We start from the raw sequence: 18,700 nt of genomic DNA, 5'->3' as shown, positions 1-18,700 counted from the left end.
CGTCGCTCCGCTCACGATTTTCTGAGATATCGTTCCCTTGGTTATTCGTTGTCTTGCTGCGTTTATATTGCGTCGGGTGGACACCGGCGCAATATCAGCCGGCAACGAACAGCCGCTGCTGCCAGTGCAACAGTTGTGTCAGCGTGATTGGCGCAGCGGCAGCAATGGTCGCGCGATTTTCCAACGCAATCTCCCGCGCGCGTTGCAACGGCTCGGCGCTGAGGCGTTGCAAGTTTTGTTGCAGCGCCTGTTGCGTTTGCTCCAGCTCACCAACGCTAACGTGCGTCAGCTCATGATGCATCTGCTGCAAGAATTCGTCGGTTAACTGCCGCAGCTGTTCCGCGGTGAACGTCGGGGATTGCAGCGCGAACAGCAGGCCTTCGACATGGGTGCAGCGGTGGAAGGTGCATTGCACCACGTAGCCCACGTTGCGTTCCACGCGCAGCCGCTGAAAATAGCGCGGCGCGTAAAGCCGGGCCAGCACGCGCAGCGCCCAGCGGCCTTCGGCTTCATCGCTTTGCAGCGGGTAAAACTGCAGCAAAGCGTGTTCGGCGCCGCTTTCCGTCAGCGTGACAGGAGGATGTAAACGCGGCGGCGTTTGCGGCTCAGCCGTTATGGCGTAGGGGAAGTCATACAGCAAATGTGACAGCCGCCGTTTTAACTCGCCATCGCCGCCGACCAGGGTGGCATGCCAGTGTGGCGCCGTTGCCGTAGAGACGTTCAACGCCGCCGGCAATTGGGCTAACAGGCGGCGAATGGCGATATCGTTTTGTTGTTTTAACTGCGCGTGGCGCAGGTTTCTCGCCGCCTCGTTGATGACGGCCGGCGACGGCACCGCCAGGGCCCGGTTCACGACGTTCAGGCCGTGGCAGATCAGCCCGTGGCTGCCCGCCAGCTGCAGCAGCCACACACCCTGGTGGCGTTCGACGCTTAAATGTCCCTCCCGATGCGCTAACTCGGCCGCTCCGGGGCGCAATGCCGCCTGCAAACCACAGGACTGTTCTTCGCTGAGTGCGCCATGCGACGATGGGCGCAGCAACAGCACCGGCTGCGCCTCGCCGGAACGTAGATGCTGCAGCGGCGCCTGGCCGGCCGGCAAGGGCGGTATCGGCAGCGCCGCCGAAGCGGAGAAAAAGCGGAAAGGCTCCACTGTAGGCGTCAGCGCGGCGCCGACGAAGGGGCCAAGGGTCAGCGGCAGCCCTTGGATTTCGCGCGTTTCACCGCCCCCCTCGGGCAGCACGGCCAGGCGGCGGCGCGGCGCTGCCATCAGCATAGCGAGTTGCCGTGTCCAGTCGTCATGCTGTTCCGTCGGCGGCAGCCCCAATGCCCTGGCCCGCAGCTGATCGAGCGGCGCCAAACGGTGAAAATCGCGGTTCGCCAGTTGCCCGAAATGCGCAAGCTGGCCCGGTGTCAGCGCGTTCAGGGCCTGCAGCCATGCCAGCAAGGCGCTTTCGATATGGGCGGCCTCAGACGCCGAGCCGTGATTGACGGTGAAAATAAAACTCAGCAGGGCGCTGTTTTCGCCGCAGCGGGCATAATCCAGACGAACGGCGTCGCCCCACGCGTGCGCGCGCAGCCGTGCCAGCAGCCCGCCAGGGGCATCGTCCAGCAATAAACGCTCAAGCCGTCGCAGCCAGCCGCGTGAACGGCAGTGCGGCAGAGCAAACACCAGCCGCAGCTGCGGCGCGCCGGGAAGAGACAGCGTGTAATCTTGTCCGGCGGCCAGCGGCGGCAATGTCTCGGGCGGCGTGGCGCTGCCCGACGGCAAGCCGCCACCGTAGCGCTGCGCCAGCGCATGCAGCTGCTCAAGTGATTGCGGGCCTTGCAGCCACAGCGTCATGTTCGGTGCGCGGTAATAATGGTGGTGAAACTGCCGCAACGCCTGCTGCAATGCGGAAATATCGCTGCCGAAAGCGGCGCGGCTGCCGATATGAAAGCGATGCAGCGCGTCAAATCCGCTGAACATCTGCCGCTGCGCCGCTTCGCAGCGGGTTTCACCGTCGGCGCGCAGCAGGCGGTATTCGGCGTCGATGACCTCGATCTCCTGGGCGATTGCCTCAGCCGCCAGCTGCGGGGCGGCGAGCATATCGATCAGCCTGGCCAACCCCTCCGCCAGCTGTTCGGCGCCCACTTCAAAGAAAAACGCGGTTTGCGTGGCCTGGGTGGTGGCGTTTAGCCGGCCGCCGGCCGCCTGCGTCCAGCCCATCAGCCCATCTTGCGCGCTGAAGTTCGCGCTGCCGCGAAACAGCATATGCTCCAGCAGATGCGCCAGGCCGGGCCAGGCGGCAGGCGCCTGAAAGCTGCCCGCTTCGATGCACACCAGTGCGGCGGCGCCCTCAGCGGCCGGGGTGCTTATCGCCCTGACGGCCAAACCGTTATCGAGCTGCCACGAAGCGGCGAGTGTCATCGTCAGCCCTTGAAGATCAGTCGGGAGTTGGTCTGATTGCGAAAGCGCAGCTGATCGATACCGATCTGCGAGCGATTCGCCGCTTCACGCGCCGCCAGAATGGTGCCGTGGTGCGGCGATTTGCCGCACACCGGGTCGGCGTTGTCGGCGTCGCCGGTCAGCATGAACGCCTGGCAGCGGCAGCCGCCGTAGTCTTGCTCTTTCTCCGAACAGGACCGGCAGGGCTCCGGCATCCAGTCATAGCCGCGATAGCGGTTAAAGCCGAAGGAGTGATACCAGATATGCTGCAGATCGTGCTCCAGCACCGACGGAAACGTAATCGGTAACTGACGGGCGCTGTGGCAGGGTAACGCCATGCCTTCCGGCGTCACGCTCATGAAGATGGCCCCCCAACCGCCCATGCAGCCTTTAGGCCGCTCCTCGTAGTAATCCGGCGTGACGAACAGCAGGTTGGCCAGCTTGCCGTCGGCGGCCATGCGCTCGCGATAGCGTTTCACCACCGCTTCTGCCTCGGCGATCTGTTCGCGGGTCGGCAGCAGCCCTTCGCGGTTCAGGTGCGCCCAGCCGTAGAACTGGCAGGTCGCCAGCTCGACATCGTCGGCATCCAGCTGGATCGCCAGTTCGATGATGCGGTCGATCTGGCCGATATTATGGCGATGCAACACGAAGTTGAGCACCATCGGGTAGCCGAGCGCCTTGACCGCCCTGGCCATCGCCAGCTTCTGCTGAAACGCCCTGGCGGAGCCCGCCAGCGCGGCGTTCAGCGTTTCGTCGCTGGCCTGAAAACTGATCTGAATATGATCCAGCCCGGCGTCGGCGAAGGTTTGCAGTTTCTTCTCGGTCAGGCCGATGCCGGAGGTGATCAGGTTGGTGTAAAACCCGAGATCGCGCGCGGCGGCGATCAGCTCGGGCAGGTCTTTACGCACCAGCGGCTCGCCGCCGGAGAAGCCGAGCTGCACGCTGCCCATCGCCCGCGCCTGGCGAAACACCTCTATCCACTGCGCGGTGGTCAGCTCTTTTTCCTGCGCGGCAAAATCGAGCGGGTTGGAGCAGTACGGACACTGCAGCGGGCAGCGGTAGGTCAGCTCCGCCAGCAGCCAGAGCGGCGGATTCACCGCCGGCGCACGTGGTTCAGTCACGGAAGGTCACCCATTTTTGTTCGTAGGCGCGCTGGAAAAACTCCAGCACGTCGTCCGCCAAGCCGTCGGCGCCGGGGAAGCGGACGTTCAGCTGGGCGATGATGCCATTCAGCGTGGTGTGGCCGTCGACCAGCTGCAAGATGGCGGCGGCGCTGTCGTTCAGTTTGGCCATGCCTTCCGGGTAGAGGATCACGTGGCTGTTTTGCACCGGCTCCCATTGCAGGCGGTAGCCGCGGCGGAAGACGGGGGTGTGTTCAGGATTCAGCGTCATTACACCAGCCTCTGATTGTGCCAGACCCGCGCGGCGGTCACGCTGTGATAAGGCGGGCGGTTCAGGGTATAGGCCATGCTCATGGCGTCCAGCATGCTCCACAGAATGTCCAGCTTGAACTGCAGGATCTCCAGCATGCGCTGCTGCTTTTCTACGGTGTCGCAATAGTCCAGCGCCAACGCCAGGCCGTGTTCCACGTCGCGGTTGGCCTGGCCGAGGCGGCTGCGGAAATAGTCGTAACCGGCGGCGTCGATCCACGGGTAGTGTTGCGGCCAGCTGTCGAGGCGCGACTGGTGGATCTGCGGCGCGAACAGTTCGGTCAGCGAGCTGCAGGCGGCTTCCTGCCAGCAGGCGCGGCGCGCGAAGTTGACGTAGGCATCCACCGCAAAGCGCACGCCGGGCAGCACCAGCTGTTCAGAAAGCAGGGCGTCGCGCTGCAGGCCGACGGCCTCGCCGAGGCGCAGCCAGGCCTCGATGCCGCCTTCGCTGCCGCCGTAGCCGTCGTGATCCAGAATGCGCTGCACCCATTTACGGCGGGTGTCCGGCTGCGGGCAGTTGGCCATGATCGCCGCATCCTTGATCGGAATGCTGGTCTGGTAGTAGAAGCGGTTGGCCACCCAGCCCTGGATCTGCTCACGCGTCGCTTCGCCGTTGTGCATCGCGATGTGATACGGGTGGTGGATATGATAATAAGCGCCTTTGGCGCGCAGCGCCGCTTCAAATGCCTGCGGCGTCAGGGGGCGTGGTTGCGTCATGGCGATTCCCTACAGTTCGATGTTCATGCCGTCCCAGCTCACTTCGATGCCGGCGGCGGTCAGGCTCTGCCGTTCCGCGGAGTCTTCATTGAGGATCGGGTTGGTATTGTTAATGTGGATCAGGATCTTGCGTTTGGCGGGCAAGGCGCTGAGCAGGGCCGCCAGCCCGTGCTCTTCCGCCAGCGCCAGGTGTCCCATGTCCTTGCCGGTGTTGCGCCCCACACCGGCGTTGGCCAGCTCGTTGTCGCGCCACAGCGTGCCGTCGATCAGCAGGCAATCCGCCCGGCGTAGCCAGGGCATCAAGGCCTCGTCCGGCTCACCGAGGCCCGGCGCATACAGCAGGCCGACACCGCGCGCGATATCTTCGATGAACAGCGCCACATTGTGGCCCGGCAGCGGGCGATCGCGGTACGGCGAATAGGGCGGCGCGTTGCTGAGCAATGGAATGGCGGTAAAGCGTACGTTCGGGCAGACCGCCGTGCGGAACGGTTCGCCGGGCGTCACCGGGTGGTGAATCAACCCGCCGTTCCAGTGGGAGAGCATGGGAAACAGCGGGAAGCCGGTGCTGAGATCGTCATGCACTTCAGGGGTGCACCAGACGTGGTGCGGGCAGCCCTCACGCAAATTGAGCAAGCCCGCGCAGTGATCGATCTGGCTGTCGGTCAGCACGATCGCGCCGATGCCGGTGCCGCGCAGCACGTCGGGATTGTTCAATTCAGGCGAGGCCAGCAGCTGATGGCAAATGTCCGGTGAAACGTTGCACAGTACCCAGTTTTTACCGTCGTCGCTGACGGCGATGGAAGACTGCGTGCGGCGCGTGGCGTTGATGCTGTGGCTGCGAACGCCCCGGCAGTTGTCGCAGTTGCAATTCCACTGGGGAAAGCCGCCGCCCGCTGCCGAGCCGAGAACTTTTATCTGCATGTCTGAACCAGAAAAAGAAGGAAAGAAATGCCCGCGCGAAAGGCGGGCAGACGGGCGATTAACGGTTGGAAATGTACAGCGTCACTTCCAGCCCCAGACGCAGGTCAACAAACTCAGGTTTAGTCCAGGTAGTCATAGCGGTGCTCCTTTACATGCATCGTGATAGTTCGAGCCCAATGAGAAATTTTCGCATTAGGCCGGCCCAATGTTGGCGAAATGTGACGAAGATCGCAACCTTTAAAGCGTAACCGGGTTATTCACCCCAGGTGGCGGCGAGCACGTTCAGCCAGTTGCGCCAGGTCAGCTTCTCCAGCAGCCGGTTATCGAACCCGGCCTGCGCCAGCGCTTGCGTCAGGCGCGGCAGGCCGGCGGCGTCCTCCAACGGTTGCGGTACGTTGACCCCGTCAAAATCAGAGCCAAATCCCACGTGATCTTCACCAAGTTTAGCGATCAAATACTCAACGTGTTTAACAATTTCTGTTAGGTCGGTCGTTGCACTGTCACGTTTACCGTCAGCGCGCAGGAAGGCGGTGCCGAAATTGACGCCGACTATCCCGCCGCTCTGGGCGATGGCCTCCAGCTGTGCGTCGGTCAGGTTGCGCGGCTGCGGGCAGAGGGCATGGACGTTGGAGTGGGTGGCGACCAGCGGTGCGCGGCTCAGCGCGGCGGTTTGCCAGAAGGTTTTCTCGTTCATGTGCGAGACGTCGATCATGATGCGGCGCTGGTTGCAGGCGCGGAGCAGCGCCTCGCCGGCCGGCGTCAGGCCGGGGCCGGTATCGGGGGAGCCGGGGAACGGCCCGCTGACGCCGGTGCCGAAGGCGTTCGGCAGATTCCAGAATGGCCCGATGCTGCGCACGCCCAGCCGGTAGAAGGCCTCCAACTGCGTCAGCTCCGCATCGATCATGCCGGCGCCTTCGATATGCAGCACCGCGGCCATTTGCCGGTTGAGGCGGCACTGTTCTATCTCGGCGGCGGTGCGGCAGATGTGCAGCCGCCCCTGGGAAGCCTGTTCCAGCTGATAAAGGATAGCGATCTGCCGTTCGGCGATCGCCAGCGGATCGAAGGCGGCCTGCGCCTCCTCCGGCGTTTGATTACGCATCTGGGCGATATAGCTGACCGGGGGAATAAATACCGCGAACAGCCCGCCGCAGAATCCGCCGCGCTGCATGCGGGAGAAATCGAGGTGGCCCGGCGTGACGCGGGAATAAAAGGCGGCGACCGGATCGTCGTCATGCTGTAGCCACAGGTTGAGCAGCAGATCGTTATGGCCGTCGAACACCGGCCAGAGAGGGGGAAGCGTCATGGGCATTTCACTGAGTCAGGCATCGTGAATGCTATGTTCTCCCATCGCGCGAGGGGGAACAACCCTCAGGCTATGGGGGTTTTGCCGTCGACTGGATCACTCGACATCAGCAGGGCAAAACTTAGTGACATTGTCACTATTCGCAAAGCGGTTCCTGCACGCGTTGGCGGCAGACCGTCAGCAGTAGCTGCCGCAGCCAGCGGTGATCCGTCTCGGCGTCCAGACGCGGATGCCACATCTGCGAGACGGTGATGGGCGGCGTTCTTACCGGCAGCTCGAAGACGCGCAGCGGGCCATCGGCAGGTTGAGCCTGGAGGAAAGAGGCGGGCAGCAACGCCAACAGGTTCGAGGCTTGCGCCACCGCCAGCGCGGCCGGAAAGCTCGGCACCACGGCGGCGATATGGCGTGCCAGCCCCAGCTCCGCCAGCGCGGCGTCTACCGGCCCGAGGATGCGCCCGCTGCGCGAGGCCACCACGTGGCCGCAGGCGGCGTAGTCGGCGGCGCCGATCTCGCGCTGCTGCGCCAGCGGATGTGCGGTTCTCATCACGCCGACGAAGCGATCGCGGAACAGCGCCTGCAGGCGGATTTCCGGGCCCATGTCACCCAGCACGCCGATCTCCAGATCGACCAGCCCTTCACGCAGGGGGCGGTCGCTTTTCTCCGGCTTGGGCGCAAAGCGCAACCGTACCCGCGGCGCCTGTTCGGCAGCGGCGGCGATCAGCGCCGGGCCGAAGGCCTCGACGAAGCCGTCGTTGGCGCGCAGCGTGAAGGTACGATCCAGCGCGGCGGGATCCAATGCTCCCTGCGCCGGGCGCAACACAGCGCGCGCTTCGAACGTCGCGTGCCGCGCCCGCTCGCACAGCGTTTCGGCATAGGGCGTCAGCACCATATGACGGCCGGCGCGCACCAACAGCGGATCGCCGGTGGCCGCGCGCAGTCGGCTGAGGGTACGGCTCATCGCCGAGGGGCTTAAACCGAGACGGCGCGCCGCGCCGGCAACGCTGCCCGCCGTCAGCAGCGCGTCGAGCGCGATCAGCAGGTTGAAATCCGGGTCGGTCATGCGTTTATCCTGTGGCGCTGGAAATAGGGAAGGCGTTTGCTGCAGTATATCAGCGTAAGCGCTGCGTCTCCTGCGATTGATGAGCAATAAAAAAGCCGATAACAAACGTTATCGGCTTTACAGGCAGGGGGACGACGTTACGCCGGCAGCTGCTGTGCGGTTTTCTCGACCAGCGCCAGCAACAGCTTGATGTCTTCCAGCGTCACGATCGGGTTCAGCAGCGTCATCTTCAGGCAGGTCACGCCATCGAACTCGGTCACGCCGACGTTGGCACGGCCTGATTCCAGCAAGGCGTCGCCGATGCGCTGGTTGAACAGGGCGACGGCCGCGTCGCCTTTCGCCGCCAGCTGCGCCGGACGGTAACGGAACAGCACGCTGGCCAGCTGCGGCTGCATCACCAGTTCCAGCGATTCCTGGTCGGCGATGTAACGCGCCACCTGTTGCGCCAGCGTGACGCCGTGATCGATGATCTCGGCGTATTGCTTCTGCCCCAGCGCTTCCAGCCCCATCCACAGCTTCAACGCATCGAAGCGGCGGGTGGTCTGCAGCGATTTGGAGACCAGGTTCGGCACGCCTTGCGCCTCGTCGAACTCGGAGTTCAGGTAGGCCGCCTGATAGCGCATCAGCTCATAATGGCGCGCGTCTTTCAGCAGGAAGGCGCCGCAGCTGATGGTCTGGAAGAACTGCTTGTGGAAGTCCAGGGTGATGGAGTCCACCAACTCCAGGCCGTCCAGGTAGTCGCGGTACTGCTCGGAGAGCAGCAGCGCGCCGCCCCAGGCCGCATCCACGTGCACCCAAATTTTCTGCTCCGCCGCCAGCCGCGCGATATCGCGCAGCGGGTCGATCGCGCCGGCGTCGGTGGTGCCGGCGGTGGCGACGATCGCCATCACCTGCTCGCCGTTGGCCTTCGCCTGCGCCAGTTTGTCCGCCAGATCGTTCACGTCCATGCGGGCGAAGCGATCGGTTTTCACCAGGGTGACGGACTGGTAGCCGAGGCCCATCAGCGCCATGTTCTTCTGCACCGAGAAGTGGGCGTTTTCAGAACAGAACACTTTCAGCTTGCGCAGATCGCCCACCAGACCGTCCTGCTGCACGGAGTGGCCCTGACGCGCGAAGAACGCATCGCGCGCCAGCATCAGCCCCATCAGGTTGCTCTGGGTGCCGCCGCTGGTGAACACCCCGGCGTCGCCGGGCTGGTAACCGACCTGGGCGCGCAGCCACTCGATCAATTTCATTTCGATCAGCGTGGCCGACGGGCTCTGATCCCAGGAGTCCATGCTTTGGTTGGTGGCGTTGATCAGCACTTCGGCGGCCTGGCTAATCACCAGGCTCGGGCAGTGCAGGTGCGCCACGCACTGCGGGTGGTGCACCGACAGGCTGTCTTTCAAAAAGTACTCGATGGCGCGCTCGATCGCCGCCTGGTTGCCCAGGCCTTGCGGAGTGAAGTCGAGCTGGATGCGCTCGCGCAGTTCGGCAACGCTTTTGCCCTGATACATCTCGGGCTGTTGCAGCCACTGCACGACGGCTTCACTGCTCTGCGCGATCGCCTGGCGGTAAGCCTCGGCGCTGTGCGCCGAGGAAGCCAGAATCGGGTTTAACTTGGACATCGCGGTTATTCGCTCCACTTAGACTGGCTTGATGCCGGCGGCCAACAGCGCCTGCTCAAATTTATCCAGGAAAATACCCAGCTCATCGTTGGTGATCAGCAGCGAAGGCAGCAGACGCAGAACGCAGCCGTTGCGGCCGCCGCGCTCCAGGATCAGACCGGATTCGAAGCATTTCTTCTGCAGCAGCGCGGACAGTTCGCCATCGGCCGGGTAGCAGCCCATGTGATCCTGCGCTTCGTTCGGCTTGACGATCTCGATGCCGATCATCAGGCCCAGACCGCGGACGTGACCGATCACCGGATAACGTTTCTGCAGCTCGGCCAGCTTGCCTTTCAGCCACTCACCCTGAGCGGCCACTTTGTCGGCGACCTTATGCTCTTTCAGGTACTGCAGGGTGGTCAGGCCGGTGGCCATCGCCAGCTGGTTGCCGCGGAAGGTGCCGGTGTGGTGGCCCGGTTCCCAGGCGTCGAACTCTTTTTTGATGCCCAGCACCGCGAGCGGCAAGCCGCCGCCGACCGCTTTCGACATCACGATGATGTCCGGCTCGATGCCCGCGTGTTCGAAGGCGAACAGCTTGCCCGTACGGGCGAAACCGGCCTGAACTTCGTCGATGATCAGCAGAATGCCGTGTTCCTGGGTCACTTTGCGGATGCGCTGCAGCCACTCGGCCGGCGCCGGGTTAACCCCGCCTTCGCCCTGAACGGCTTCCAGGATCACCGCAGCCGGTTTACGCACGCCGCTTTCCACGTCGTTGATCAGGTTGTCGAAGTAGTAGGTCAGCGCCTTGACGCCGGCTTCACCGCCGATGCCCAGCGGGCAGCGGTATTCATGCGGATAAGGCATGAACTGCACTTCCGGCATCATGCCGTTGATCGCCGCCTTCGGCGACAGGTTGCCGGTGACCGACAGCGCGCCGTGGGTCATGCCGTGGTAGCCGCCGGAGAAGCTGATCACACCGGAACGGCCGGTGTGCTTTTTCGCCAGCTTCAGCGCGGCTTCCACCGCATCGGCGCCGGACGGGCCGCAGAACTGCAGGCAATACTCTTTGCCTTCGCCAGGCAACAGAGAGAGCAGGTAATCGGAGAAACGATCTTTCAACGGGGTCGTGAGATCGAGAGTATGTAACGGCAAGCCGCTGGTAATGACATTTTGGATGCTTTGCAGGACGTCGGGGTGATTATGTCCAAGAGCCAACGTTCCCGCCCCGGCCAGGCAATCAAGATATTGATTATTCTCAACATCAGTGATCCAAACGCCCTGGGCTTTCGCAATTGCCAACGGCAATTTGCGCGGATAACTCCTAACATTCGACTCAAATTCGGCTTGACGCGCCAAATAGGTTTCATTGTTTCCGTTTAATGAGTTTGCAACTAAAGTATCAATACGGACTTTATCCGTCATCATATCTCTCCTACAACCGAAGGTCTCAAGACGCAACGATTGAATTAATGAATTTAGAAAAGTAACTGCCTTGTGAAAAGCGCGACCAATATATGGCTTTTTCGCCTGGGACTCAATAGCCGATTTTGTTTTGAATTGTTTAGTTTTTTCTTAGGCTCATCAATATGTTGTTGATTTGTTGACCGTTGGTTTTGCCGGCAGAAAACAACATTTCTTTAACATTGCGTAAAAATCCTTTTCTGCTTTCCTTTGGCTGCTTCTTTAATGCATTTATTATTAAGGTGAATTTCCGATTAATAACATAAATAGAAAATAGCGGCTTATTTTCATCTATTCACCACCTTAAGTCCTATAGCGGTTATATACACAAAATTTGTGATGAATATAAGCAATCGAGCGTTAAAAGCGCAGTACCCAGAGTGGTGATTTCTTGCAGATTTTACGTAGCGCGATCAAAACAGCGGGATTTTTGTGCGGTGCCGGCATGTCTGCCGGCGCCGCGGTCATTAACGTTGCCGTAACCAGGCATGATAGCGCCGCAGAGTGCGGCGGGTGCGCCACCGATCGATGAGCAGCGACCACAGCGGGGAGTAACGCACGTTGCGCGTCCGATCGCGGCTCAGAGCGTGCATGCGGCGCTTGATCAGCGCCATGCGGGCGAGCAGCGTCAGCGTTTTGTCGCGCCATGTTACCGGCGCGGGCAGCGCATGAGGGGCTTCGCCGGTTTGCCAGCGGCGCGGCAGATCGGGAATTTCCGCCATGGCGGTGGCGATGCCGACCACCGCGACGCCGCTGTTCAGCACCCGTTGCGCCACCGTCGGGCGGGTGATGCCGCCGGTGGTCATCACCGGCATGCGGGCTACTGCGGCGAGATCGCGGGCGAAGGTCAGAAAATAAGCTTCACGCGCCAGGGTACTGTCGTCTGCCGTTTCGCCCTGCATCGCCGGGCTTTCATAGCTCCCGCCCGATAACTCCACCAGATCGACCGGCAGTTCGTTGAGCATCAGCAACACCTGCCGGGCTTCGTCCGGCGAAAAGCCGCCGCGCTGAAAATCGGCGGAATTGAGCTTTACCGCCACGCAAAAACCTGGCGAGACCCGCTTGCGCACCGCGCGCACCACCTCCAGCAGCAGGCGGGCGCGATTTGCCAGCTCGCCCCCCCAACGATCGCTGCGCTGGTTGGCCAACGGCGACAAAAACTGAGAGATCAGGTAGCCATGCGCCGCATGGATCTGCACGCCGGTAAACCCGGCCCGTTCGGCGGCGTGCGCGCTGGCGGCAAAGCGGGCGATCACCTCGGCAATCTGCGCTTCGCTCATGGCTTCCGGCTGCGCGAACGCTTTGCTGTACTTACCCATGGCCATCGGAATGGCGGAGGGCGCCCAGGCGTTGCCGCCCATGTCGGCCATTACCTGGCGGCCCGGGTGGCTGAGCTGCATCCAAACCTGCGCGCCTTCCTGGCGCGCGGCCTTGGCCCAGGTTTCGAACGAGGCGAGCGGCGTATCCTGTTCCAGCACCACGCCGCCGGGTCCGGTCATGGCGCGGCCGTCGATCATCACGTTGCCGGTGATGATAAGACCGGCGCCGCCGATACCCCAGTGGCGATACAAGCGCCATAGCGCGGGGCCGGGCAGTTGGCCTTCATCGGCCAAATTTTCTTCCAACGCGGCTTTGGCCAAACGGTTGGTCAGGCGGCTGCCGTTGGGTAGTGTCAGTGGGGTAAACATCGGGTTTGCGCTCCTGTCGCAGGGGGAATGGCGCTATACTAGGTTTAAAGTTAACTTTAAGGTCAATAGGGCATGAAGATCGGAGAATTGGCGGAACGGGCCGGCGTGGCCGCCTCGGCGATACGCTACTACGAGCAGCAGGGTCTGCTGCCCAAAGCGGTGCGCGGCGTCAACGGTTATCGGGTGTATAGCGAAAGCGCGCTGGAACGGCTGCATCTGATCCAAATTGGCCAGAATCTGGGCTTTTCGCTGCAGGCGATCCAACGCGTGCTGGCGCTGCAGGGCAGCGCTTATGAGGATGGGTTGATACAGGGCGTCGAGACCCGTCTGGCGGAAATCGAGCGGATGTTGGTCACGTTGAATGAGCAGCGAGAAGCATTGCTGGCGACCCGACTTACCTTGCTGGGATCCGGCGTGGCGGGGTTATGCCAGGTCAAAAATGAAAAGTTGGCCGGTGCGTGGCCGGCCTGCACAGATTAGCGGCGTTTAAAGGCGGAGCGCCCGGCATATACTGCTGCGGTGCCCAATTGGTCCTCAATGCGCATCAGCTGATTGTATTTTTCGATGCGCTCGCCGCGGCACGGCGCGCCGGTTTTCACATGGCCGGCTCGCATCGCAACCGTCATATCGGCGATAAAGCTGTCGACGGTTTCGCCGCTGCGGTGCGAGATAAAGGCGCCCCAGCCGTTTGCCTGGCAAAGCTGCACGGCGGCGAAGGTTTCGCTCAGGGTGCCGATCTGGTTCAGCTTGATCAGCGCGGCATTAGCCAACCGTTCATCAATCCCGCGCTGGATATATTTCACATTGGTGACGAACAGATCGTCGCCGACCAGCTCCACCTGATCGCCCAGGGCGTCGCTCAGAATACGCCAGCCGGCCCAATCGTCCTCGGCCAAGCCATCTTCAATCAGCACAATGGGGAAATCCTGTACCAGCCGCTGGTAATAGGCCGTCATCTGGGTTGCGTCCAACTCGAGGTTCTCGCTGCGCAGGCGGTATTTGCCGTCGGCGTAGAATTCACTCGAGGCCGGATCCATGCAGATAGCGATATCTTCTCCCGGTCGGTAGCCGGCTTTCTCTATCGCCTGCACGATCAGCTCCAGCGGCTGGCTGTTTGAGGCGACCGCCGGCGCGAAACCGCCTTCGTCGCCGACGCCAACCGACAGGCCTTGTTCCAACAGGATTTGGCGCAGCGCCTGATAGACTTCACTGCCCCAGCGCACGGCTTCGCGCAGCGACGGCGCGCCCAGAGGGGCTATCATAAACTCCTGAAAGTCCGCCCCTTGCCAACGGGCGTGCACGCCGCCGTTGATGATATTCATGCAGGGCACCGGCAGCAGGTTGGCGCCGATGCCGCCCAGATAACGATACAGCGGCAACTGCGACAATTGCGCTGCGAGGCGGGCGGCGGCCAGAGAAACGCCGAGCAGGGCGTTGGCCCCCAATCGGCTCTTGTTCTCGCTGCCGTCCAGCGCGATCAGTCGGCGGTCAATCTCCTCTTGTTGGCGCACATCCACCCCACGCAGCGCCTCATTGATCGCCGTTTTGATGCTGTGCACCGCCTCCAGTACGCCTTTGCCGCCGAAACGGTGCGGATCGCCGTCGCGGTGCTCCACCGCCTCGCGCGACCCGGTGCTGGCACCGGAGGGGACCGAAGCCCGGGCTACGACGCCCGCCGCGCTCATTTCGACTTCGACGGTCGGGTTGCCGCGCGAATCCAGGATTTCTCTGGCGGTTACGTTTTCAATCTCATAGCTCATGGGTAGTCACCTCATTCTAGGGAGTTGGCACATGCTTTATCAGCACGTCGATGGACAAATGGTTAATGAACTCGAAGCCGAAGGAGGAAAAGACGCCGAACGGACGGTTCTGATGGCCTAACAGCAACAGATCGACGCCTTCGCGGGCAATCAGGGCTTCGACGTCTTTGAAGCGATGGATACTGACAATTGCGCGCACCTCCAGGGGGATTGAGCAGTCTTCCACCAGACGGCTGAGCATGGCCTTGGCGGCGATCACCTCGCTGGACTGGCGATCTTTGGTCAGCGAATCGCTGAGATAGTCCAGCTCGGCATAGTCGGCGCTGATGTGCGCCACGGTAATGCGCGTATTCATCTGCTGATTGAGGCGTTCGGCATGATGCAACAGCAGCCGGCCGTCGCGTTCATCCTGCACCAGCAGTAAAGCATGTTGGTAGAGCGGCATGACTTATCTCCCTGCGTTAGCGATCTGGCGGGTTAACCACGGTAAAACCTCTTTTTTCCGGCTCGTCATGCCGGGCAGAGACACCTGACGAATGTCGAGCACCCGGTTCGGCGAGAAATACAGTGTGGAGCGACGCCAGGTGATATCGGTGACCAATAGCGCGGCCATCTCCAGCCCGGCTTCCTGCTTCGCATGTTCAAGCGCCTGTTGCAGTGCGGGCAACAGCGGATCGATGTCGCTCATGGTCCGCACTTCTATCTGCGACAGCAGCAGCGAGACGCTCTGGATGCGGTAATTCTTGGCGTCGCGGTGCAGCAACTGCGCGGCGGATTGCCCCGAGAGATCGGTTTTGGCGGCGAGCAGCCCGGCGGTGAAGGCGTCATAGTCGACATGAGAAATTGCGCGCAACCGCGAGACCGCCAGCCGATCCTGTTCGGTGGCGGTCGGCGCGCTCAGCGCGACGGTATCGCTCAAAATGGCGCCCAGCAGCAGCGTGGCCTGGGCGGAAGAAAGCGGCATCGGCCTTTCCGCCGCCAGGATCTGCAGGATCACGGTGGCGCAACAGCCGACGGCGCGAACCCAGACATCGGGCGGGTTGCGAGTGACTAACGTGCCCAGCCGGTGATGGTCGATAACGCCGACCACATCGCTGTCGGGCAATGAGGCCGGCCCTTGTTCGACGTCGGTAAAATCGACCAGCCAGACTTTACGGTCACGGAGATCTTCTGTCAGCAGCGGAGGCGCTTGTACGCCGGCGGCGGCCAGTATGTAGCGGGTTTCCGGCGTCAGTTCGCCAAGGCGGAAAGCGACGGCCGGTTTGCCGAGGTGATTGAGCCAGTCCGCGACCACCAGCGCGCTGCAGATGCTGTCGCTGTCGGGATTTTTATGGCCGAAAACGTACAGCGGCATTTCCCGCGTGACGGCATCGGGCTGGAGTGGAAAAAGGGTAAAGCGTGAGATTTCATTCATAGCGACTCCTGACATACCTGCCTAAAAAATAAAGCGAAGTTGTATATCAGGCGTCATCATCCGGTTCGAGCGAACGCGGCGGTTGGGAAAGGTGGAACACCATCACCTTGTTAACGACTGTAGCGCAGCGCGGTGACAAACGCAACGCCCGGCAAAGCTGACGAGAATGCGCAATCGGATTGATACTGAGTGAGTCTATGATGGCTTCCCCGAAAACGAAGCCGAACGCCTGTCGGTATTGCATTCGCTGAACGTGCTGGATTCAAACTCGGTGGAAAAACTGGATCGCCAATGGTTTTTATCGCGTTACGGTCTGGATGCCCGGGAAACGCCGCGCAATATCTCGTTTTGCGGCCATGCTATCTTGCAACGCGAAGCGCTGGTGGTGCCCGATACCGCCAAAGACCCGCGATTTTTCGATAATCCGCCAGCATCGGCGCGGCCATTTCCCCACGCGGCGATGTGACGGAGGAGATGCTGCTGACCCGCGCCGACGGCGCAATGTATCAGGCGAAATCGGCCGGAAAGGGCACTTATGCCATCTGCGAGCTGTGAGCGTGCAACGGTGGCGGTCTCAGGGTAAGCTGTTTTTTCTTTTCCTGTGAGCAGAACTCCGGATTTATTGCATGGCGTCAAATCATCAACATACCGACTGGCTCGAACTGCAGCGCGATGACGAAACGGGTATTGAGAGCGTCAACGCCCACTTTCAGGGGCATGCCTACGATCCTCACGATCATGATGAAATGCTGGTGGGCGTCACGCAGCAGGGCTTGCAGCGTTTCAATTGCCACCGCTCGCTGCATACCAGCCGGCCGGGGCGCGCCATGCTGATCGAGCCGGGCGCGGTGCACGATGGCCATGCGCCGCAGGCCGAAGGGTTTACCTATGCGATGCTTTATCTACCGCAGCGCTGGGTCTCCGACGCGATGCAGCGCCGCGGATTGGGGGACGCCTCAGTGCTGGAAGGCGCTTTCCACAGCACGTTGACCGACGATCCGATGCTGGCGACCGCGATACAACAGGCTTTTTTTGCGTTGCATCAGAGGGAAGGCCGGCTGGCGCGCGATCAAAGCCTGGACCAACTGCTGACGCTTTTGGCGCGGCATATACGCGTCAGGCCAACGTCCCAAAGCGATGACGCTTTGATTGAGATGAATCGTTTACGGGACTACTTGCACGAGCACATGGCGGATAATCCCAGTCTGGAGGAACTTGCGCTTCAGTGCGGCCTGGATCGTTTCCGTCTGACTCGCCAATTCGCCCGCGCTTTCGGCCAGTCGCCGCATGCTTACCTGATCCGGCTGAGGCTGCGTGCCGCGCGACTGTTACTGGCGCAGGGGGAAGAGCCGGCGCAGGTCGCCATGCAGGTCGGCTTTGCCGACCAGAGTCATTTGGGCCGCTGGTTCCGGCGCGCCTACCGTTTATCGCCGGCGGCCTATCAACGCCAGTGCACAAACGTTCTATACCGCTGACTCGCTCATCGCCGATGATGCGCTTTTAAGAGCACAACGGAGTAAAGCGAAACATGTTTGATACCAAGATAGCGTTTATCGTGCGTGACGATCTGCAAACCTGGCAGCGGCTGAACGTGGTGGCCTTTCTGGCGACGGGGATCGCCGCTGCGGCCCCGGAGATCATCGGCGAATGTTACGTGGATGCGGAAGGCAGACGCTACGGCGGCATTTCCGGGCAGCCGATGCTGATTTTCGCCGCGGATCTGCCGGGCCTGCAAAATGCGCATCGTAAAGGGCTGGAACGGGAATTGACGCTGATCCCCTATGTGCACGCCATGTTCTCGACCGGGCACGATGAAGCCAACCGGCAGGTTTTTCTCGTTGAAAACGCGGACAACCTGGATTTGGTCGGCCTGGCGCTGCGCGGGCCGAAGAAAGCGGTGGATAAGGCGATAAAAGGGCTGACGCTCCACGCCTGAGAATACCGTTAGCGCGGTGCGCTTCCAATACGGCGCTTAGGCCTGGAACGTCTGCAGCCAGGCGGCGAATTTTCTCACGATCTCATCGTCCCGATCGCGCAGCAGCAGGGAGTAAACGCCGGTTCGGATAGTCAACGCCGGGAAAGGCGACACCAGCCGACCGGACGACAGATGTTTGGCGCAGAACAGGTAAGGTACGACGGCCAGCCCCAGGCCGTCTTCGGCCGCCTGAATGGCGGCGAAGGTATGGTCGAGCGTGAGCGGCGGCGGTGAGGCGTTCAGCGCCGTCGGGTAGGTATTCAGCCAGCTGTGCCATAAATCTTCCCGGGCGCGAATGCGGATGGCGGTATGCTCGCCAAGCTTGTCCGGCGCACTGACCGGCATGGCGCGCAAATAGCTCTGGCTGCAGACCAGCAAGCTGTCTTCCTGCAGGAAAGGGATCGCCTTCAGCCCGGAGAAGTGCGCGGGATCGCGCCGGATCGCCACGTCAAACGGCGTATTGCGATCGACGGCGCCGGTGCTGGTGGTGATATCAACCGCGATCCCCGGATGTATCTCATTGAATGCCGCCAGCTTTGGCATCAGCCAGTGCATGGTAAACGTCGGCAGGCTGTGCACTACCAGCCGCTGCCGGCCGGCGCTCGCTTTCAGCGCGCTTTCCGCCGCAAACAATTCGCTTATCACCCGAGACGCGGTGCGCGAAAAATTCTCACCGGCCGGCGTCAGCCGCACGGACTTGTGTGCGCGATAAAACAGCGTGATCCCCAGCTGTGCTTCCAGGCTGCGAATATGGCGGCTGACCGCGCCGGTGGTGAGAAACAGCTCATCCGCAGCGGCGCTGAAGCTGCCAAGACGGGCGGCGGCTTCGAAAGCGGGCAGGTGCGGCAGGGAATAAAGTCGCTTCATAGGTTGAGTTTAGCTCAACCAAATGAGGGAGAAAAGATCGTTTGTCGGCCATTGATTTTGCTCATTATTATGGCGCATTCTCCCTTGTCTGTG

At 61.8% G+C, this 18,700-nt stretch carries 18 protein-coding genes, 1 pseudogene and 1 riboswitch; of the genes and pseudogenes, 4 read left to right on the top strand and 15 right to left on the bottom strand.

Annotation, left to right across the window (positions count from 1 at the left end):
- Nucleotides 1-94: 94 nt before the first annotated feature.
- The 11 genes from pqqF to ACOWVD_RS04535 all read right to left on the bottom strand — a co-directional run bounded on the left by pqqF (nucleotide 95) and on the right by ACOWVD_RS04535 (nucleotide 12,591).
- The gene (gene pqqF / locus ACOWVD_RS04585) at nucleotides 95-2,407 is read right to left on the bottom strand and encodes a pyrroloquinoline quinone biosynthesis protein PqqF (RefSeq protein WP_197799552.1); all 2,313 of its coding nucleotides are present in this window, start codon (nucleotides 2,405-2,407) and stop codon (nucleotides 95-97) included.
- Between the two features lie 2 nt (nucleotides 2,408-2,409).
- Nucleotides 2,410-3,546 carry a pyrroloquinoline quinone biosynthesis protein PqqE gene (pqqE, locus tag ACOWVD_RS04580; RefSeq protein ID WP_273890454.1) on the bottom strand — a complete coding sequence of 379 codons (1,137 nt, stop codon included), beginning with the start codon at nucleotides 3,544-3,546 and terminating at the stop codon, nucleotides 2,410-2,412.
- A complete protein-coding gene (gene pqqD / locus ACOWVD_RS04575; RefSeq protein WP_049241021.1) occupies nucleotides 3,539-3,817 on the bottom strand; it encodes a pyrroloquinoline quinone biosynthesis peptide chaperone PqqD in 279 nt (92 codons plus the stop codon). Before pqqD ends, pqqE begins: the two co-directional genes overlap by 8 nt.
- Nucleotides 3,817-4,572: a pyrroloquinoline-quinone synthase PqqC gene (gene pqqC / locus ACOWVD_RS04570; protein ID WP_015376769.1), complete on the bottom strand. Its 756-nt coding sequence runs from the start codon at nucleotides 4,570-4,572 to the stop codon at nucleotides 3,817-3,819. Before pqqC ends, pqqD begins: the two co-directional genes overlap by 1 nt.
- Before the next feature lie 9 nt (nucleotides 4,573-4,581).
- Complete coding sequence (gene pqqB, locus ACOWVD_RS04565; protein WP_421105473.1) at nucleotides 4,582-5,493, bottom strand: pyrroloquinoline quinone biosynthesis protein PqqB; 912 nt, start codon at nucleotides 5,491-5,493, stop codon at nucleotides 4,582-4,584.
- A 58-nt stretch (nucleotides 5,494-5,551) separates the two neighbouring features.
- The gene (pqqA, locus tag ACOWVD_RS04560; protein WP_004937827.1) at nucleotides 5,552-5,629 is read right to left on the bottom strand and encodes a pyrroloquinoline quinone precursor peptide PqqA; all 78 of its coding nucleotides are present in this window, start codon (nucleotides 5,627-5,629) and stop codon (nucleotides 5,552-5,554) included.
- A gap of 117 nt (nucleotides 5,630-5,746) precedes the next feature.
- The gene (locus tag ACOWVD_RS04555; protein WP_049241016.1) at nucleotides 5,747-6,796 is read right to left on the bottom strand and encodes a dipeptidase; all 1,050 of its coding nucleotides are present in this window, start codon (nucleotides 6,794-6,796) and stop codon (nucleotides 5,747-5,749) included.
- Between the two features lie 136 nt (nucleotides 6,797-6,932).
- The gene (locus tag ACOWVD_RS04550) at nucleotides 6,933-7,856 is read right to left on the bottom strand and encodes a LysR family transcriptional regulator (RefSeq protein WP_197763561.1); all 924 of its coding nucleotides are present in this window, start codon (nucleotides 7,854-7,856) and stop codon (nucleotides 6,933-6,935) included.
- Between the two features lie 137 nt (nucleotides 7,857-7,993).
- Nucleotides 7,994-9,463 (bottom strand): pyridoxal phosphate-dependent decarboxylase family protein, encoded by a 1,470-nt coding sequence (locus ACOWVD_RS04545; RefSeq protein ID WP_031299643.1) that lies wholly within the window; start codon nucleotides 9,461-9,463, stop codon nucleotides 7,994-7,996.
- Nucleotides 9,464-9,481: 18 nt separating this feature from the next.
- On the bottom strand, nucleotides 9,482-10,864 hold the full coding sequence (locus ACOWVD_RS04540; protein WP_164094959.1) for a diaminobutyrate--2-oxoglutarate transaminase: 1,383 nt from the start codon (nucleotides 10,862-10,864) through the stop codon (nucleotides 9,482-9,484).
- A gap of 506 nt (nucleotides 10,865-11,370) precedes the next feature.
- Nucleotides 11,371-12,591 (bottom strand): NADH:flavin oxidoreductase/NADH oxidase family protein, encoded by a 1,221-nt coding sequence (locus ACOWVD_RS04535; protein ID WP_325994405.1) that lies wholly within the window; start codon nucleotides 12,589-12,591, stop codon nucleotides 11,371-11,373.
- 72 nt (nucleotides 12,592-12,663) lie between these two features.
- Here ACOWVD_RS04535 and ACOWVD_RS04530 point away from each other — a divergent pair, with 72 nt between their 5' ends.
- Entirely contained in the window at nucleotides 12,664-13,071 is a 408-nt protein-coding gene (locus ACOWVD_RS04530) for a MerR family transcriptional regulator (RefSeq protein ID WP_103085269.1), read from the top strand.
- On the opposite strand, the gene eno is transcribed toward ACOWVD_RS04530, so the two are convergent.
- The 3 genes from eno to ACOWVD_RS04515 are packed head-to-tail and all read right to left on the bottom strand — an operon-like array spanning nucleotide 13,068 to nucleotide 15,765.
- Nucleotides 13,068-14,351: a phosphopyruvate hydratase gene (eno, locus tag ACOWVD_RS04525; RefSeq protein WP_421105472.1), complete on the bottom strand. Its 1,284-nt coding sequence runs from the start codon at nucleotides 14,349-14,351 to the stop codon at nucleotides 13,068-13,070. The two genes, ACOWVD_RS04530 and eno, sit on opposite strands and share 4 nt — an antisense overlap.
- 16 nt (nucleotides 14,352-14,367) lie before the next feature.
- Nucleotides 14,368-14,796 (bottom strand): hypothetical protein, encoded by a 429-nt coding sequence (locus tag ACOWVD_RS04520; protein WP_004937850.1) that lies wholly within the window; start codon nucleotides 14,794-14,796, stop codon nucleotides 14,368-14,370.
- 3 nt (nucleotides 14,797-14,799) lie between these two features.
- Entirely contained in the window at nucleotides 14,800-15,765 is a 966-nt protein-coding gene (locus ACOWVD_RS04515; RefSeq protein WP_421105471.1) for a DHHA2 domain-containing protein, read from the bottom strand.
- A 40-nt stretch (nucleotides 15,766-15,805) separates the two neighbouring features.
- Nucleotides 15,806-15,881: riboswitch (Fluoride riboswitch) on the bottom strand.
- A gap of 113 nt (nucleotides 15,882-15,994) precedes the next feature.
- Here ACOWVD_RS04515 and ACOWVD_RS04510 point away from each other — a divergent pair.
- The 3 genes and pseudogenes from ACOWVD_RS04510 to ACOWVD_RS04500 form a co-directional block, all read left to right on the top strand.
- Nucleotides 15,995-16,192: pseudogene (locus tag ACOWVD_RS04510) on the top strand (sensor domain-containing diguanylate cyclase); the annotation flags it as partial.
- A gap of 199 nt (nucleotides 16,193-16,391) precedes the next feature.
- Nucleotides 16,392-17,240, top strand: coding sequence for an AraC family transcriptional regulator (locus ACOWVD_RS04505; RefSeq protein ID WP_164094955.1), 849 nt, complete (start codon nucleotides 16,392-16,394; stop codon nucleotides 17,238-17,240).
- Nucleotides 17,241-17,293: 53 nt separating this feature from the next.
- Complete coding sequence (locus ACOWVD_RS04500; RefSeq protein ID WP_164094954.1) at nucleotides 17,294-17,701, top strand: DUF2000 domain-containing protein; 408 nt, start codon at nucleotides 17,294-17,296, stop codon at nucleotides 17,699-17,701.
- A 36-nt stretch (nucleotides 17,702-17,737) separates the two neighbouring features.
- Here the strand turns inward: ACOWVD_RS04500 and ACOWVD_RS04495 are convergent, their stop codons facing one another.
- Nucleotides 17,738-18,607 carry a LysR substrate-binding domain-containing protein gene (locus tag ACOWVD_RS04495; protein WP_421105470.1) on the bottom strand — a complete coding sequence of 290 codons (870 nt, stop codon included), beginning with the start codon at nucleotides 18,605-18,607 and terminating at the stop codon, nucleotides 17,738-17,740.
- Nucleotides 18,608-18,700: the final 93 nt, after the last annotated feature.

Source organism: Serratia sp. SA088 (genome assembly GCF_049065515.1).
GTDB lineage: Bacteria > Pseudomonadota > Gammaproteobacteria > Enterobacterales > Enterobacteriaceae > Serratia > Serratia nematodiphila.
Note: the sequence above shows the minus strand (reverse complement) of the source record. Positions and strands in the feature narration are given on the sequence as shown.

What these genes read in the sequence shown, in the direction of transcription:
- pqqF (WP_197799552.1), bottom strand. Translation starts at nt 2,407, where the DNA reads ATGACACTCGCCGCTTCGTGGCAGCTCGATAACGGTTTGGCCGTCAGG.
- pqqD (WP_049241021.1), bottom strand. Translation starts at nt 3,817, where the DNA reads ATGACGCTGAATCCTGAACACACCCCCGTCTTCCGCCGCGGCTACCGC.
- pqqC (WP_015376769.1), bottom strand. Translation starts at nt 4,572, where the DNA reads ATGACGCAACCACGCCCCCTGACGCCGCAGGCATTTGAAGCGGCGCTG.
- pqqB (WP_421105473.1), bottom strand. Translation starts at nt 5,493, where the DNA reads ATGCAGATAAAAGTTCTCGGCTCGGCAGCGGGCGGCGGCTTTCCCCAG.
- pqqA (WP_004937827.1), bottom strand. Translation starts at nt 5,629, where the DNA reads ATGACTACCTGGACTAAACCTGAGTTTGTTGACCTGCGTCTGGGGCTG.
- ACOWVD_RS04555 (WP_049241016.1), bottom strand. Translation starts at nt 6,796, where the DNA reads ATGACGCTTCCCCCTCTCTGGCCGGTGTTCGACGGCCATAACGATCTG.
- ACOWVD_RS04550 (WP_197763561.1), bottom strand. Translation starts at nt 7,856, where the DNA reads ATGACCGACCCGGATTTCAACCTGCTGATCGCGCTCGACGCGCTGCTG.
- ACOWVD_RS04545 (WP_031299643.1), bottom strand. Translation starts at nt 9,463, where the DNA reads ATGTCCAAGTTAAACCCGATTCTGGCTTCCTCGGCGCACAGCGCCGAG.
- ACOWVD_RS04540 (WP_164094959.1), bottom strand. Translation starts at nt 10,864, where the DNA reads ATGACGGATAAAGTCCGTATTGATACTTTAGTTGCAAACTCATTAAAC.
- ACOWVD_RS04535 (WP_325994405.1), bottom strand. Translation starts at nt 12,591, where the DNA reads ATGTTTACCCCACTGACACTACCCAACGGCAGCCGCCTGACCAACCGT.
- ACOWVD_RS04530 (WP_103085269.1), top strand. Translation starts at nt 12,664, where the DNA reads ATGAAGATCGGAGAATTGGCGGAACGGGCCGGCGTGGCCGCCTCGGCG.
- eno (WP_421105472.1), bottom strand. Translation starts at nt 14,351, where the DNA reads ATGAGCTATGAGATTGAAAACGTAACCGCCAGAGAAATCCTGGATTCG.
- ACOWVD_RS04520 (WP_004937850.1), bottom strand. Translation starts at nt 14,796, where the DNA reads ATGCCGCTCTACCAACATGCTTTACTGCTGGTGCAGGATGAACGCGAC.
- ACOWVD_RS04515 (WP_421105471.1), bottom strand. Translation starts at nt 15,765, where the DNA reads ATGAATGAAATCTCACGCTTTACCCTTTTTCCACTCCAGCCCGATGCC.
- ACOWVD_RS04505 (WP_164094955.1), top strand. Translation starts at nt 16,392, where the DNA reads ATGGCGTCAAATCATCAACATACCGACTGGCTCGAACTGCAGCGCGAT.
- ACOWVD_RS04500 (WP_164094954.1), top strand. Translation starts at nt 17,294, where the DNA reads ATGTTTGATACCAAGATAGCGTTTATCGTGCGTGACGATCTGCAAACC.
- ACOWVD_RS04495 (WP_421105470.1), bottom strand. Translation starts at nt 18,607, where the DNA reads ATGAAGCGACTTTATTCCCTGCCGCACCTGCCCGCTTTCGAAGCCGCC.